The following is a 16,842-nucleotide window of genomic DNA, read 5'->3' on the forward strand; positions in this document are numbered from 1 at the left end:
CGGCAGATCTGCCAAAATAAATCACACAAACAAACGATAAACGCAAGGCTTTCCCCATAGAGAGAAACCGGATCCGTCAACAAATTATTCATCCCTGGCCTATCGGCGGGACGAATACTTAGTTATTGTGCGTAGGCTTTATTGTTCTTCTATTATCGATTGTCCTTTTGATTTGTCTCCTGATGTCCATTCCCAACTTTCGTGAAGCCGGATTTTCCCATTTTCAAGAATTTCGGGTCTTGATTTACAAATTCCAGTCATAATTTCGTTTTTATTATTTACTTGATGGTAACGCATATCTATATTGGCGTTCTCATCTACAATTCCAATTAGATGTCCTTTTTTTATCTTACCACCCGAATATTCAGAGGTCAAAATATTTCCTATTTGTTTATAGGTAAAAACAGTTTCGCTCGATGTTTCTCCATTTTCGGAATTTAATGTAGGTCTAAAAATTTTTCCATTATAATTAATCATCTCCTCTTATTTTAGGTCTTCTACATTATCTAAAACATAACATTGTTCCCATTGCTTCATTCCAATTTTTGGATAATAGTTTACTGCTTTAGGTGCTGAAAGTAGAATAAGTTTTGCTTTTGGCGTAGCTAATTTAGTTTGTCTTATTAGCTCTTTTCCAATTCCTTGTTTTTGGTATTTTTCGTCTATGGCAAGGTCGGATAAGTAAGTACAATACAAAAAGTCAGTTAAAGACCTTGAAACTCCTACTAATTTCCCGTTGTGTCTTGCTGTAATAGTTAAATTTCCGTGCTCAAGCATTTTAGCAATTCTCTCGGGTTCAGAAACTGGTCTTCTTTCTCCCAACGTTGAATTTATGAGAACTTCTGTAAATTCCTCAACGCTCAATTCTGTTTCTATTTTATACTTTATCATACTTTATAAACTCATTTCGTAAAGCCAATATTTTTTACCATATCTCGGCTCAATTTCTTTAATTATTTTAAATCCAAGCTTTTCATAAATGTAACGAGCTTTATCCATAAATTCGGATGTGTGAAGAGCAATTTTTTTCTCGCCATTTTTTCTCGCAAATTCAATACATTCTTCCGTTAGTTTCTGTCCGATGTTTAAACCTTTGTATTTCTCTGAAACTGTTACAAATCGAATATAGCATTGTTTTTCGTTATAAATTTCAGTAGGATTTCCACTTGCGACCAAGAAACTCATTCCAATTAAGTCTCCTGTTCCATTTTCGCAGACAAAACTTGTAGAATTTTGCAACAAGTCTTTGTATAAGTTTTCGTTTGATAGATTACTTGACAATATATCCCAATTTTCATTGCTCAAATCTTTTTCAAATTGTTTCCAGGTATTTTCTCCCAACTGTTTTAAAGAATTCAAATCGTGTATATTTCCATTCCGAATTTTCATTTTATGCAGGATTTTTTTTTAGCTTACGCACAACGGCCCGGCTATGCGGAGTGCGGGATTTCAAGGCACTTCACTTTCCGTTTAGCTCTTAGTTTATTAAATGTAATTACTTTCATATCAGCACTTTCGCCCGCATTACGTATAGCCATTGTTGTGCAATCGTGCTTTCTTTTCTTTCGACCGAGCGTTGGGAAAGACACACTCTTTGATAAGCTTAGGCAGGTGCGGCTGGCTTGAGCGGCTTGGCAATGTGTGTGGCTTTGAAGCGCTGGCATTTTTGGGCTATTTAACTTCATAGTGTTTGTCAAACTCTTTTAAAATATTGGTGCTATAAAATCGCTTTTTTGTTCCTATTGGCTTATTCCAATCCAAAGGTCTTTCATCTGAAAGCTTCTTGTCTTTTTTAAACTTCTCCATCAACTTCAAGTAGGCTGTATCAAACTTGAAGGTCTTATACCTTGCTTTGAGCCTTGGTTTCAACTGGTCTGTAAAGTTCCAAGGGTATTTTTTTCTGAACACTTCTTCTGAATCTTCTTTATAAGAAATAGCGTTCGGGTCGTCTGGGTCGTACTTTAATGATGTTAATGTGTCAACCGATTTAGATTTTACCCACTTTGTTTCAAGTATCAATGAAATGTTGTGTTCTTGCGTTTCGTCAGAAGGGAAGGACTTCTCCTTGGATGCTATGAATTTCAGCAGATTTTGGTGTTGCTTGTCCTCCTTGTTAATTGAAAAGCTTTGCATTTCGTGATTATGAAAAAACGAAATTGGCATCAGGTAAAAATTGTACTGGCTCAAATCATATTCAAACCACTTGTTGACCATGTTTACATAACTTTTCAAGGAGGAAGTTCCTATTTCTAAAAACTTCTTTTCGAACAACTTGCTGTCGTTCATAAAGTGAATGGCATTATCCCGAATTTCAATGAGCAATCCCAAATTTTCTTTAAGCCGTTCAGGTAGTTTCAATTCCTTCATGGCGTTGGTTATGTCAATAGTTAAATAGTTACCCGAACGACTGGTTTTATATTTTGGCTTTTTATAAGGTGTGCCGTCTTTTTTGGTTTTGTTTGGGTCAACTATGTAAATGCTTTCCAATTTGTTCTTATTCCGCTGAAGGATGCGGGCTTTTAAAAGCAATTCCCAAGCATTTACCATGAGAATTGAAAAACTCTCTTCTCGGTATTTGAAATCGGGTTTGTTGTATATCTCAATAGCCGACAATGCTGCATGAACGGATTTTTCAAGTAAATGCTGAAATCTGGCTTTTCGTGACATAGCGGTTAATTTATTGCCCCATTGGTTTTATCATACTTTCAATAAACTCAATTTCTCCTTCACTCAAGTTGTACTTTTTGTACAACTGTTTGTCAATTTCAAAAATGGATTTGCTCCAATCTATGTCTGAATGCTTGGTAAATTTTTGTAGTGGAATGAATTGCCATACTTCTTTACTGTTGTGTTGTGTCACTTTCAAAACACCCAATAAGGCTCTTGCAAATTTGGAGCAGATGTATTTTCTACATGCTTCGGCTTCAAAAGATGAATCGAAAATTCCAATACTTATGAAAGACTGTGTAAAACCTTCGTTTGGTTTAGCTACAACAGGGGATGATAATGTCTCACCAAATGATCCTGAACCATTGCTGAATGGCAATAGAACTTTTGATTTGTCCAAATTAGAGTGTTTTTCCAAATACTGGGCAGGAATGAACCTGAAAACTCTTGTATTGTCAATTAGACCAAGAACTTTAATATCTGTATCTTTTTTAGGTTCTTCTTTAAAAATCTCTAGCTGTTGGAAAATAGATGTCGTAAACCTTTTTTCAGTTCCATTACTGCCTATTATATTCTTATATTCTGGAAAATCCTTGTAAAGTCTATTAAGATTGAATTTATTTTGAGAGTATATAACGTTGCTAATCGAGGTAAAACTGTTATTTGACCCTACTTTACTTGCAATAGAACTTAGTTCTGGATAAGAAGAGAAAACACCAATCTCCTTGAATTCCTGCTGTTTGTCTCTAAACGTGACTGCCACACCTCCTTTGATATCAACATTTGGGAAAACATTTGTACTATCACTTTCATACCATATTACTTTGAAATGCTTATCATTTAAAATCTTTTTATTCCAATCTTTAGGCGTTTTACCTGCATTGAATAAAAACCTACCTGGTGTAATGAAAGTAACTTTGTTAGATATTTTGTAAGCAATATCCATAAACAAGTGGTAGATAGGTTTATCACTTGTACCTTCTGTCGTTTCTTGATAAGGCGGATTGCCTACGATTGCGTTAAATTTCATGTCGTTGTTTTTATTTGCTTTCCAATAAGATTGACCCTTTTTGATTTTTGCGATAAATTTTTCAGGACGTTGAGTAATTTGTCGCACCATATCCTCAAAATAATGCGTGTTTACATTAGCTGCTCTAAAACCTACCAAAGTTCGTTTTGTGATGCTTTTTGCCATTGGCGTTTTGCAGAGTACAAACACATTTTCTGCTACCGTTTTATCCCACAATCCTTGTTGTTGCTCAATGGTGAGTGTATTAGGCTCTTTGTTAGGATAGACTTCCTTTACACGATTTCGGAAAATAGAATACGCTACATACAAGGGGTACAGACCCGATTTAGAGTTGATTTCTAAAATACGAGCATCCGTTGCAAAAACGTCATCAGTTACATGACCTTGCGAACTATAAATTGGATGTGCGATAGTTTTCTCACGCTTTTCATCTAAAAAGACGTAACCACCCAAGCAATCACCCAAGTGCATATTCACCACACGCCAAGGCGTCAACACAGTTTCTTTGTCGGGATTTCTAAAAGTGCTAAAAATGTGGGTAATACGCTCTATACGATCCTCTATGATTAAGTGGTCAGTAGCACGGGCTAAAGCTCTAATTCGTTTTCCTGCTGCTCGGAAAACATCTGGTTCGTAATACTTTTTGAACTTTTTAAAAGTGGCTTTGGTAACTCCTTTGGGCATAAACTCTTCCCAAGATTGATTATCCACCAATTCAGTAAAGTTATCAATTGAAATTTCGGTTTCTTCATTTTTTACATCAGCACCGTAAATCATTAAAGGCATACGAATAGAAATGCCACGAAGAATTGAAACAGCTGTATCGCGCATTTTTTTCTGCTCTTTATCTCTTTTAAGAAGTGCATTTTGCTCTGGTGTAAGTTCTTTTTTTGCTTTTTTCTTTGCCTTCTCTAACTCTTCACGCTCTTCCTCTGTAAAACCTTGTTTGTTTATTTCTATGTCCTTGCTCTTGGGCATGGCTTTGGTGCTGCCAATCACTTTTTTGAGCCCATTGAATTCTTCCACTTCCACATCATTCAATTGCTCTAATTGGTCTCTGTTGTATAGATGCGAATCCTCAAAACCATTGTTTACAACACGCTCGATATACACTTTCTTGAGTTGTTCGAGCATGCCGTTCACATCATAATCCCTCATTCGCGAACCGTCAAAAGCTATGATTGGACAGAAATTCAGGAACTCACCCATGTTTTTTCTTCCTTGCTCTGTAGTTGTTCCGGCCTTTGCCGAAATTCTGGCTGTTTCAGCAATCACTTTTAGGGTGCGGTCTGGAGCAAAATCAAAAACAAAGCATTCTTCTTTCACTTTACCATTTATGGTTGCAGGAGTTTGTACTCTGAAAATGGTTTGCATGTATGCAGAAGCCGAAGTGTTATGTGAGCCTGAAAGCATGAAAACGGCTGTCCATGCTTTAACGGAAACACCTGTGGTCAAACGACCGCATGAAAGGGTAATCGTGTAAGTTTCATGCGGATTATCACCAATGGCATTTTCGACTTTTTTTAATGCTTCTTCGTTGGCTTCTTCTTCGTCTCCGTCACCCGCTACATTTACAATGTCAAATTGACTAAAAACAGGGTGTGTTTTTAGCATAGTGCTCAAAGCTTTTGCCTCTTTCACGCCTGGAACCATCCAAAGTGAGTGTCTGAAATTATCTCGATATTCTTCAGTAGAGTAAGGGTAATTGCTTTCAGTATCGGATTTGCAGATAAGATTTAAGAATGAAAGCACATCTTTTTCATGGAGAAAGCTCCCTGTTTCGCCCACTCTAAAAAACTCACGAAAATTAAAAGCTACTTCTTCATCAATATAACCATGTAATAATTTACCAAGGTCGTAAGTGAATATATTGAGTTTTGGAAGTGAAGCATAAGGGTTTGGGTCGCCAAAGTGGATTTTGTCCCAATCTGCCTTGGCCTTTTGTTCCATCACATAATCCCAAGTATAGATTTCTTCTTCTTGGTAATTGTCGAGTAAATTGAATGGTGTTCCTGATAGGTGTAGAACCTTTGTATTTTCCTTTTTAAGCTCGCTGAGCACATTTGTTCCTAGTTCAGTTTGTGTGCCTTCATGTGCTTCATCTACAATTACCAAATCCCAAGTCGTTCCAAATAACTCGTCATTTTTATTGAAGTTACCACCTACCAATTCAGAACCTCTAAGGTCTTGCATGGATGCAAAGTAGATGTACTTGGAATTTCCTTTTTTACATTCTCTTTCTAGTGTGGTAAACCGGTTTCCTTGGTTTTTTGAACCATAAGCGTACTGTGGAGAATCGTAGAATATTTTCCCAAAGTCTTCAAACCAACCCTTATCAACAACAGGACGGTGGGTTAAAATAAGTGTTCTAGTAAAATCATGGTCTTTAACAACTTGTAATGCAGAAAGGGTTTTTCCAAAACGCATTTTAGCGAACCAAAGCATTTCGTTGCTTTTTTTGAATTGCTTAATGGTTTTGTCAATCGCTTCTTTTTGTTCGGGTCTAAATACAATCGGATTTTGAGTATCTGAAACCTCGCTGGCATGGAGTGAATCTTTCCCCTCTTTTACAGCGGTGATTGCTTTTTTAATGGTTTCAAGGTCGGTTATAAACCACTCATTGGCCTTGTTTTTTGAGTCAAATGTTTTCTTTTTAACTCCTGAACGTGTAAGCACATTATGAACCTCATGGTCTGAAAAAGATTTAAGACCACTTTTATCATTGTAAATCGTGAGTTCCGTATAAAGTAAGTCGTAAGCAATACCTGCGGTTTGCGTGTATTGGTCAATACGCTTTTTGGCAGCTTTGTTAATTGCTTTGCTGTTCGGTTCGAGCCCCCAAATATTTTCATTGTCAGAAGTTGCTTCTCCAATTTTTAAACAACCTCTATGGGCATCACCATTGATGCGGAAAACATAGATTAACTTTAGCTTTAAAGATGATGTAAATTTCATTTTCCGCGATTATTTAATAGGTCAATAAATCTAATTTTTGTACCTGTCTTTCCTGTTTTCGAATCTTTATTAGACCAATCTTTAATTAAAGCGTATGTGCCATTGTGTTTTCGGATATTACCCTTTTCGCAACCTTCGCAAAATGTGTGTTTGGATTCAGTTTCTCCAAAAAGATTCACACAAGTTTCCGTTTTATGACCGCAGCTGTTTGGAATTACGCCTTTCAGCCCATCCATTTGCCAAGCATTCCAAGAAATGATGTATGCGATATATTGAATAGATTTTAAAAGTGGCTCTTTGTCAAACTTAACCGTGTAATTTTCTATAAATGTTGCTAGCATGGCTTCCCTTGCGAGAAGTAAGCTATCGCCTTGCCATTCGAAAGCGTAGGTGTTTTTAAAAGCTGTTTGAGCTGCCTTGAGCCATTCCCCTGATGAGTCAATATTTTCGTTAATCACTCTTAGTTTTCTGTCTAAAATTCCAACTCTATTTTGAATAGGAATGAATTCCCCTGTTGTACTATCATATCGGCTAGTGATATAAGGAGCTTCACCGCAAGCAATTTCAAGTCTTGTATCTCTCACATAGCCTCTCCAAGTTTTACCTTTTGGGAAGGTTATTTTGTTAGTGTTTACTTCCCAAGATTTAGCTCTATCAGCCATGGTTTTATCTTTATTGAAAACTCCATGTTTTCCAAACCATGCATTGTCAATTAGGTTGTTCTGTGCATTACATATCCAAGACGGAGTAAAAACCTCTGCCATTTCTTTAGATCTGGATTGTTGCAGAGCTTTGTCTTTATGAACTCTAGGCATGATGATATTGCCGTTTTCACCTGTGATTAGCTCTGGTAGAATGTAGGAGTTAGAATTGTATGACTTCCCGAGATGTTCGTAGTTGTTTGTAGCCCAAAATATATTTTTTTGAGTTGTGTGGTCACGGAGCAATATTTCGAGTACATCAGGGTACTGAGCGACTATTTCATTTTCAAGTATGTCAATTCCTGTTCGCACTCGTTTAATTTTCTTTGTTAGATATTAAAAGTTCCTTTACATCAATTTCAAGAATTGTGGCAATCTCATAAAGGATTTCAAGTCTTGGCTGTTGTCGGTTTTGAACGTATCCGTTCACCATGTTATAACTTTTACCGAGTTTTTCAGCCAACCAAGTTTGCTTTATTCCTTTCTCTTCAAGCACTTCCTTTATTCGGTTCATGTCCGCATAAATTTATGTGACTAAAATAGCCTAAAATTTTCAAATATCTCGTTTTTCAATATACATTTCGTTCGTTTCCTTATTAGTCTGTCCGAGCGTGAGCAAAAAAATAGGCTCTTTTGGTTTTTTGCGTTTGGATTGTGTGTGGGCAAAAACCAAATGTGCCTATTTGCGCGTTGGCTTTTTCTACATGTTGCACAACGTGAGTATAAGAGTAGTGGGGCATTTCGAAGTACAGACTTTCAACATTCCGAAATGTACATTAAATTCAAGATATTCATTTTTTGACGGATAGCCCCATTATCTCTTATACAATGTTATCTGCTTTATTCTTTTATTTCTGTTTTACCAAAGGGCTTAACATCCCCGTGGTTAGGACTTTTCCGTTGAGCTCATAATAGAATGCTCTGTCCCCCTTTACAATCACTTGCTTATTTCGAGGCATTCGTTCTCGATCAACAGGATGAATTATCTTTATCTCCAAATAATTCGTCTCTCGGTTTTCAATTGATAAAATCAATGGTTGATCAAATCCATAGCCGTAAACAGAAATCGACTTTAAATCTTTTCTGGGAATTTGTGCAGTCCCAAGAGAGTCCAACAACACTTGGTTTTTTACTTTCGGTGCGAAAAGACAAGTTCGATGACTTTCCCAACTCCTGAAATTATACCCCTTCTTTTTGCCGTTCAATGTCAAAGTCAACATCTCAAATTCAAAGGGTTCGGAAGAAATCAACTTTTCGTTTTCATATACATCCAAAATATAATTTATTTTGACCGTAATGGAATCGGAAGAATCTAAATGACGTTCTTTTATTTCCACATTAATCTGTCTTGGTTTAAGACTTTGATTTAAAATAACAGACTGGCTTGAATAAGTCCACCGTCCCATATTTGTGTAATTCTCGTGCGTATGAGCAAAAATCGGGTCAGGGGTCGTTAATTCAAAAGTACTGTCTTCCTTCAAAATTAGTTTGGTAATTACCATATCACCTAAACCGTCTTTATAACTCCCACAAATATTTTCGCTATTTTCTTGCGCGTAGCTATTCAAGCATAATAACATCAGGCCGAGTACAAGTAGTTTAACTTTCATTTCCTTAATTGCAGATAACGGTTAGTATATGAAAAGTAGGCGATTACGAAGCCCGAAACTTTCGGTTAAGCACAAAGTTTGATACGAGCCAAAAGCCTTGATTTTGCTGCTAGTTCGCCTATTTTTTATATACATTGTTACCTGCTGGCCTTTATTTAGACACGTTTAGAAGTATTTGTTTTCAATCGTTTTTTATTGTTTCTAAGGCAATATTTGATTTGTCGATTCTCAACTGTGTCCAAGCAGGTGTGTTTATCTAACATTCTAATATATAGCACTATAAGTCAAATATTTCCATCTAATTCACTTTCTTTTCTTGCCAAATCCGTCAGTTTTTTTACTCAATTTTTAAAACAACGCTTCCGCCAGTACTTGTTGAAGCTAATCGGCAATGAACAACTTGTGCTTTAATAAAATTGCCTTCATTGTATTCATACCAATCGCCACTTGATACATCTGTGTTATGTCTAACTTGAATTCTGATATTACCGTTTGTGTTATTCTCAAAAACACTCATTTTACATCCAGTATTTGAACCAAAAACTGAATATACTTCTTTTTCTGCCCCCCAAACATTAAATGGCCCGGCAATCATATTTACTAGCTTGCTCATATTTGTTTTTTTTTAGAATTTAATTTTAAATAGAAACATTGTGATTTGTTTTAATGAGTTATGTTATAATCCATTTTATACAATTACCATTTAAAGGATTACGTAACACACAAATTTTTATAGGAGCAGGAAGAGGTATTGGTGATCGGGGAAATCTTCTAATAAGGGACTTCGCAATTTCTTCAGCTTTATAACCGGCTTTTACCAGAGTGTCATTAATGATTTCGTTTGGCCTGCCCATAATATCAACAAAAAAGTCTACTGCTTCATTAGCATTCTTACCAAATCCAATTAGAAGTTTTGATACTTCATTATCATTAAGACCTAAGCTTAAGATATTTTTCTCCAACACAGATGATACCGATTTTAGAGCATTCCCAATTTCCTCAATAGGTGCCTTTAGAATTTTAAGAATTTCAAAAACCTCAATAGGAGCAACTTTCAGCACATAAAGTAATGCATTTGCTATTTGCTCTGTTGTATGGTCTGCTGTTTTAAGAATAGATGCAATCTCTTTTTCAGCTTTTCCAAAACCGTCTTTCAAAATTTCTGTGGTTCGTTCAAGTGTATAACCAGCGCTTTTTAAAAGTTTTGCTGAATCTTCAACACTTTGTTTAAAGGTGTTCAGCAAATTTTCAGCAATTCGTTTTGATTCTTGAATCATATCATCTGCAATTTTGATTGCACCATTCAAAATTGCTTTCAGCCATTCTTCCGCTGATTTAAGAAGCGAAATAATTAAATCAATTATTGCTTTTCTTATGACTTCTTCTAACGAACGAATTTCTTTGACCTTGAATGGGATTTTTATTGCTTGAGTAGAGCCATTAAAACTAAAGCCAACTAATAAAGAAGCCATTCCATCCGATGTTTGGGATTTGATAGCAAATAAAATTTCAGAATTAATAGATAGGTTTAATGAGAGTTTGCCTAACACAGGTATGTTGGCTTTCAATCCTATTAACTTAGCATCAAATTTAGATGCCATCTTAAAGTTGTCTATTGCATTTAATAGACAGTCTATTTGAGCTTTCACAAACCCTAAATCTATGTCGTAATAGAATTGCAATCCTTCCTCTTGAACATTTGCGCCCGTTTTAAATTTGTAAATGTCAAAAAGGTTTACACTTACATCGGTTCTAAAATAAGTTGGACCTTTACTATCAAAAAATAATTGAACTCCGCCTTTTTTTATTTGAGGTCCTTGATAATTATCGGGGCTTCCACCACCATCACCCTCAATTTTCACCAAGTTTAAAATATTGATTGGCTCTAAAATGATATTTCCTTTTGTTTGCTCTTCAATGGATGAAAATTCACAATAAGCATCTAACCCGAGTATTTTTACTCCCGAACTTAAAGCAATTCCCTTTTTTGCTTCAACACCATTAAGTAGTATTCTGTTTTGACTTGGTTCGCAGTAATAAAAATATGTAGAATAAAAGCTAACGATTTGATTTAAGAAATTTGGTAGCGAGATGATTTTTCCAGCAAACAACTGAACTATTTTACTTAACGTGATTTCTTTAGAATATGCTTCAATAAATGCAGGAATTAAAGTGGCTTGCGATGTGCTATTATAAATAATTCTTACTTCTCCGTCATTTAAAGTGTTTCTGCTAGTAGAAACACTTTGGGGTTTTACTTCTTGACCAATTGCAAAGTTTGCATATAGTCCATAATTGTATTGTGGTTGAGTAAACGAACCTTGAAGGTCAATTTCAATATTTCCAACATAAAGTCCGTCCCCCGCCAAGAAGTATGGAAGATTAAGTTTTATACTTTTATCAACCTTAATTTTGGCTTGATATAAATCTTTGTTAACTACAAACGATGCAGGAACGTCTAATTTATTGTTCGGGAAAGGTAAAGTAAGAATGCCTGCTACTTCTATGCTTTGTTTGTCAATGAGTTGAACTTTTTTTAGCATTATTTTAAAAGTGTTTGCAATTGAACTTTCAAAATTTAGTTCTTTGAATACTTTATAAATACCTTCAGAAGTTCGGATAATTTGAAATAAGCTGTCGGGTAAATTTAATCTCTTTAGTAGGTCACTTTTAATATGTGTTACAATTCCAACACCTTTTGAAATCCCTAATTCATAAATTTTATTTTCATCAAAAACAATGGTGGCTTTTTCCAAATCCATGGAAGAGTGAATAAACATTGTTTCTTTGAAGTCAATAGGTAAGGCTCTCAATATTGTCCTTATTGAGCCATCTACTTCATTTTCCCAATTACCATTAGGCTCTACTGTAATAAGGTAGTCCAAGTCTACGGTATTAAAAAAAGCCATTCTTATTTCAAAATAGGTTGTAGACCCTTTTACGTGAATCTCTCCTGAAAACGAAATAGTGTCTTTGTCAATTAGGTCATATTTTGAATTATAAAGGTTTATGATGTTGTCAACAATTTGGACAAAATCATCTAATTGCTCTGTCAGTTTTGAGTTTATCCAAGATAAATCAAATTTGAAAGCCTTTCCATTTTCTATAGATTCTAGTTTGGTTTTTAGTTCTTGAAATTTCATATTTATAAGTTTTTGGGTGTAAAAAAATTAAACGTTATTTCTTGGTGGTGGAGCCAATAGTCCAGCTAATGCACCAATTGCAGCAGAACCGATAGCAGTTAAAATTGTTGGTACACTCCCGTCATCTATTATCTTTCCAGCGCCAATTAATATTATCACTCCGATTATGATAGAGATAATTGTCAAACCAAGAGAAAGGACAATTATCCTATAAATCCATTTGTCATTGGATAATGGGTTTTGTTGGTGGAAATTTTGAATCGCATTGACTGGATTCTCTTTGAATTCCTTTTGTAAGTCAACATTGGTTTCAAGTTGAGTCTTAAATTCTTCGAAAGATTTTATTTGTTTTAGTGCCATTGTTCTTGTTTTTTGTTTGTCATTATCAGCGATGTCGTTCTTTAGGCTTGCAGGTAACGGCTACAATATGCGCCGTTTTTTTTATGGCGTATATTGTGTGTTGGCAAATCGTTTTTCATTCTTTCTGAAGAATATATTCACCTTTATCGCAATATCCCATTGCGGTTGTGCTGAAATTAGATGAGATTAATTTATAACCTTGGGAGTAATACTCTTTTAGCTTTTTATGAATTAAAATAGCTGTTTTACCTTCTTCTAATTTTTCCTTACCAATTTCTATCTTCTGAACATCGGAGTTCTCGTCTATAATATAGAAATATGCATCTCCGCTATTCATTGCTCTTTTGTCTACCGTTGACCATCTTATGATAATTAAATTAGAATTGTTTTGAGCGTAAGTTTCTATACTCGTGATGAGCATCAATATAAACAGGGATAATTTAATTCTATTCATTTCTTTTTAGTTTTTAATGGTTGCCAACGTGAGTATAAGCGTAGTGCAGGACTTAGAAGCACAGACTTCCAATTTATCGTAAAGTTCATTGCTTGTAAGGTGTTCATCATTAGGCGATAACTCTGCATTACGCTTATACAATGTTGTGCTTTCGTGTATTTTAATTTTTTCTCATGTATTTTCTTTTTCCAGCAACTTCGAGTAGTCCAAAACCATAATGGTCAGCCACCATTCTGCCCTTATGTTTTTTTATCTTGTCGCAAACAGCACTCCGAAAATTAGATTTCCAACTTGGTAGAAGACAATGATAACATATTGAATATTTCGATCTTGTCAAGATATATTTCTCTCAATTTAGTTAGAAGATTACAAATGTTTGATGTGGGCAAGAATCTTAAAATTGTTAACAAAATCATTTCAGATCCGAAATGATTATTTTAAAACAATAAATAAATTTCGAATAATCGTTTTTCATTTGTCCTGTTTTTACTGTTAGATACTTTTTCCGTGCGCAGTTAATAAACTCATTGAATACATTTTATCGAAGAGTTCTTTGTAATTTACAATTGGGTCAATTCCAGCAGGGTTGTCGTAAAGTCGATACTTTACAATAGCACCTTGTGTTTCATATTTGTCATCAAGAAAAACTTCAGGATAGCCCTCGTCAGTCATATATATGTCTAATAACAATCCATTTGAAATAAATGAAAAACAATCTTCATTCTTAGCTGCCCTTAAACTTGTTTCTTTTGAAAACCCAGCAATAAGCGCATTTTCTTTTAATGATAATTTATTGATTTTTATTGATGATGAAATTTTATTTTGTTGCCTTAAAGAATCTAATGAATCTTCATATTCTTTCAAAATGTTTAACTCAATATCGTCTGAAGACAATAAATTCCGTTTTAACGTGTAAAAACCGATTGGCTTCCAAAACATAACCATACTACGTTTTATGCCCTTACCCAATTCTCCAAAATCAACATCTTCTGAGGTACCTTCAATTGGCATTTTAATTGGAACTTCAAGATTAATATTGAAGTTTGTAGGTTTATAAAGGCGAAATGTTATATCAAATTCTTCTAACGGTATAATTTGAGGCCCTTTATTGAACTGCTGTTTGACTCTGTCAATTGTTTCTTTCATAAACAATACAGAGGTGATTTTTTGATTTATTGTCATTTTCTCGGGTTTAATTATTGTCTACAAATCCAATTAAGTTTAATTGTCTTGAAATTTCGATTTTCAATTCATCGCAGCACCAATTATACTCCGCCTTTCTGTCAGTCGTAATATTGTACCATATACTTTTGGTTTTACATCTATCACATTTAATGTTGGATAAAATGTGTTTTGCAAGAATCATCAATTTAACGGTTTCTTTATAATCCTCATTTAGTTCTGTATTCATGATTTTTTATGTTTTCAAATTAACGCCAACGTGAGTATAAGTGCAGGCGGGTTGTTGGTCTATATACTTTTAATTTTCCGTAAACTACTTTATTTTATATATCATTTTCCCCACGAAACTTGGACAGGCTATTTATGCTTATTCCTTTTCCGAAATCAAGTGTGGCGCAACCAGCTATATAAATATTAAGTTTTTTGTTTAATAGCTGTGTAAAATCAATTTCACCCGTCGGTACGTCAAGACCAACGTAATTGAATAGATTGTCAATAAACTTTCGATTTAGTTTACTTGTCAACTTAGCATTAATTTTTTTGGGGAAATAGCCGTTCTTATTTTCAAAAATACAAATGATGAATTGAGTTCCTGTTGACAAATTCTCTCCCGATTCAATGCAGGTAATTTCAACATCATGGTGTCCTGGAGCCAAAAGAGTTTTGTTCCAAAAATTATTTTGAATAAAATGGTTAGTCATTTTGTTTGAGTTAAAGTCATATATAGTTGAAGCCTTAAATATTTTTGATAATATTCAAATAATTCTATCGCATGACGTCATCAAGTTCCTCCAATACTTGTCTAATTTCGTAGAGATCATCTTTGACAGAATCTACATAATTATTTGATGAGTCAATGTATTGAATAATATGATAGGCTAATCGTATCTTTTCAAGCGCATCTTCAATCATGGCCATTCTTTTCAGCTGTATACTTAGAAAATAGTAACAGTCACTTAATTCTTTTAAACTTTTAAGATTTTGGGAAGTGAGAAAACTATTTTTTTTAGCTTCTACCGTTTTTTTGTAATATTCTAAAGCAACTTCGGGTTTGTCAAATTTATCAAAGTCACAAGCAAGTTGATAATAGAAAAGGGATAAAACATGCATGGTGCTCGGGTCTTGGTTGTTTTCCAAGTATTTCTCTATTTTCTCTACCGTGTCGAGAGCCAACTCATGAGCTTTTTGAGGTTTTCTTTCTTTAAATTTCAGATCCCGTAACATATAATCGAATATGTTTTTTTGCTCTTCTGCAAATTTTGAGATTATGATTTCATTTTGAGATTCCAGATTAAGGGCTACTAAATTGTGGGCTTGAGAGTCAGAAAATTCATATTTAGAACACAGAAGATAGACAGCATCCTCGATATTTTCTGAGTTGAGAATTATTTCCAAAATATCATCTAAGTTTTTTAATACAATGTATACGGCTTTCGTCAGCTCCTTTTTTTCTTCTTGCTCTTCTTTATTTAATAATTGCTTCGCATCATTGATGGGCGTTAACTGTTTAACCATATTCTGCAAGTCATTACCAATGTTATTTGTTGTTGTACTATTATCAAGCCCGATAACATCAAGTAATTGTAAATAATTGGCCTTGTCTTCAATATCGGAAAAATTCGGTAAGGAACTGATATCTTTGTTTCGTCTTTGAACAGCGCGTATAAGCCTTTCATGGGTGGCTTCCATAGTTATGAATCCGATATGATTTTCTTTTATAAACTCCCAGAATATTTTGTATTTATCCATTAATTCGTTTCTTTTTTACAGTTTCTAACATGAAGCACAACGGCAATATAAACGTAGTGCGGGATTTCGAAGCACTTACTTCCAATAAACCGTAAATTTTCTTGCTTGAAAGATATTCATTTTTAGACGTGAAGCCCGCATTACGTTTATAAAATGTTGTGTGGCGTCTATCTTTTCATTAGCTTGATTTTATTCCGTCTCTGAAAATAATTGCTAAATTAATCTGATAAGGAATAAATGCAGTTATAATCGTAACCAAAAGCCCAATTATCACTCGGAATATTTTTTTTCAAACTTTTTATTTTCCAAGTCAAGGGAATCAAAATTGCAGACGTCGAGAACATCGTGAATCATAATATTTGTCCACTTAAGTCCATTTACGTCCTCATGTTTTCTTCGTAATTTTTATGTAACTTTCTTATTTATTTTCTGCTTGATAAACATTCCTAAAACCGTAAAAATTAATGATAAGCCCAAGAGTAAAATACCATACTTTACAATTCCAAGGAAAATTATAAATCTAAATCCCGAAGCGTCACCCGCCGCAGTATTGGAATAATGACTAACGGTTTCTGAAGTGTCAATTAAGAAATAGCCATATATTGAAAGAACACCCAAAACACAAAATATGACCATTCCAAAATTTCGGTATAATGTCTCATGATTTTTATCTTGATTGTTCTTTTCTGTCAAGTTCATAATTTGGTGTTCATGTATTAAGTTACTCTCTTCAAATGCCACACAACGTTTAGTATATGAAAAGTAGGCGATTACGAAGCACTGAACTTTCGGTTAAGCACAAAATTTGACACGAGCCAAAAGCCTTGAATTTACTACTGTTTCGCCTATTTTTTATATACATTGTTGGCAAATCGTTTATTCTATTATGGTATAATATTCTTTATTGAACGCTTTTGAATGAGCTTTCAATTCATTTTGATTAGCTACCATGTGGAATTTATGCAAAGTCCTGAACTGTGACTTATGACAA

16 protein-coding genes are annotated in these 16,842 nt (G+C 34.5%); all 16 read right to left on the reverse strand.

All coding sequences use genetic code 11. The features are described 5' to 3' along the window. Positions 1 to 138: 138 nt before the first annotated feature. Positions 139 to 477 (reverse strand): n-acetylglutamate synthase, encoded by a 339-nt coding sequence (locus G3O08_RS19005; RefSeq protein ID WP_163287036.1) that lies wholly within the window; start codon positions 475 to 477, stop codon positions 139 to 141. A 6-nt stretch (positions 478 to 483) separates the two neighbouring features. Next, the gene (locus G3O08_RS20985; protein ID WP_204336944.1) at positions 484 to 891 is read right to left on the reverse strand and encodes a GNAT family N-acetyltransferase; all 408 of its coding nucleotides are present in this window, start codon (positions 889 to 891) and stop codon (positions 484 to 486) included. Between the two features lie 3 nt (positions 892 to 894). After that, positions 895 to 1,359, reverse strand: a complete 465-nt coding sequence (locus tag G3O08_RS20990; protein ID WP_204336945.1) for a GNAT family N-acetyltransferase — start codon at positions 1,357 to 1,359, stop codon at positions 895 to 897. A 312-nt stretch (positions 1,360 to 1,671) separates the two neighbouring features. Next, positions 1,672 to 2,667 carry a DUF3644 domain-containing protein gene (locus G3O08_RS19015; protein WP_163287037.1) on the reverse strand — a complete coding sequence of 332 codons (996 nt, stop codon included), beginning with the start codon at positions 2,665 to 2,667 and terminating at the stop codon, positions 1,672 to 1,674. A 10-nt stretch (positions 2,668 to 2,677) separates the two neighbouring features. Continuing rightward, positions 2,678 to 6,652: an Eco57I restriction-modification methylase domain-containing protein gene (locus G3O08_RS19020; protein ID WP_163287038.1), complete on the reverse strand. Its 3,975-nt coding sequence runs from the start codon at positions 6,650 to 6,652 to the stop codon at positions 2,678 to 2,680. Continuing rightward, entirely contained in the window at positions 6,649 to 7,599 is a 951-nt protein-coding gene (locus G3O08_RS19025) for a restriction endonuclease subunit M (RefSeq protein WP_204336946.1), read from the reverse strand. Before G3O08_RS19025 ends, G3O08_RS19020 begins: the two co-directional genes overlap by 4 nt. 70 nt (positions 7,600 to 7,669) lie before the next feature. Continuing rightward, the gene (locus G3O08_RS19030; RefSeq protein WP_163287040.1) at positions 7,670 to 7,867 is read right to left on the reverse strand and encodes a helix-turn-helix domain-containing protein; all 198 of its coding nucleotides are present in this window, start codon (positions 7,865 to 7,867) and stop codon (positions 7,670 to 7,672) included. Positions 7,868 to 8,201: 334 nt separating this feature from the next. Next, entirely contained in the window at positions 8,202 to 8,963 is a 762-nt protein-coding gene (locus tag G3O08_RS19035) for a hypothetical protein (protein ID WP_163287041.1), read from the reverse strand. Positions 8,964 to 9,300: 337 nt separating this feature from the next. Continuing rightward, the gene (locus G3O08_RS19040) at positions 9,301 to 9,576 is read right to left on the reverse strand and encodes a hypothetical protein (protein ID WP_163287042.1); all 276 of its coding nucleotides are present in this window, start codon (positions 9,574 to 9,576) and stop codon (positions 9,301 to 9,303) included. A gap of 58 nt (positions 9,577 to 9,634) precedes the next feature. Next, positions 9,635 to 12,106: a hypothetical protein gene (locus G3O08_RS19045; protein ID WP_163287043.1), complete on the reverse strand. Its 2,472-nt coding sequence runs from the start codon at positions 12,104 to 12,106 to the stop codon at positions 9,635 to 9,637. 27 nt (positions 12,107 to 12,133) lie between these two features. Then, positions 12,134 to 12,466, reverse strand: a complete 333-nt coding sequence (locus G3O08_RS19050; RefSeq protein ID WP_163287044.1) for a hypothetical protein — start codon at positions 12,464 to 12,466, stop codon at positions 12,134 to 12,136. A 115-nt stretch (positions 12,467 to 12,581) separates the two neighbouring features. After that, positions 12,582 to 12,920: a hypothetical protein gene (locus tag G3O08_RS19055; RefSeq protein ID WP_163287045.1), complete on the reverse strand. Its 339-nt coding sequence runs from the start codon at positions 12,918 to 12,920 to the stop codon at positions 12,582 to 12,584. A gap of 492 nt (positions 12,921 to 13,412) precedes the next feature. After that, on the reverse strand, positions 13,413 to 14,102 hold the full coding sequence (locus G3O08_RS19060) for a hypothetical protein (RefSeq protein WP_163287046.1): 690 nt from the start codon (positions 14,100 to 14,102) through the stop codon (positions 13,413 to 13,415). A gap of 323 nt (positions 14,103 to 14,425) precedes the next feature. Further along, positions 14,426 to 14,803, reverse strand: coding sequence for a hypothetical protein (locus G3O08_RS19065; protein ID WP_163287047.1), 378 nt, complete (start codon positions 14,801 to 14,803; stop codon positions 14,426 to 14,428). Positions 14,804 to 14,867: 64 nt separating this feature from the next. Then, positions 14,868 to 15,851: a hypothetical protein gene (locus tag G3O08_RS19070; RefSeq protein WP_163287048.1), complete on the reverse strand. Its 984-nt coding sequence runs from the start codon at positions 15,849 to 15,851 to the stop codon at positions 14,868 to 14,870. A 405-nt stretch (positions 15,852 to 16,256) separates the two neighbouring features. Continuing rightward, a complete protein-coding gene (locus G3O08_RS19075) occupies positions 16,257 to 16,550 on the reverse strand; it encodes a hypothetical protein (protein WP_163287049.1) in 294 nt (97 codons plus the stop codon). Positions 16,551 to 16,842: the final 292 nt, after the last annotated feature.

It is taken from the genome of Cryomorpha ignava (assembly GCF_010686655.1).
In the GTDB taxonomy this organism is placed as follows: Bacteria; Bacteroidota; Bacteroidia; order Flavobacteriales_D; family Cryomorphaceae; genus Cryomorpha; species Cryomorpha ignava.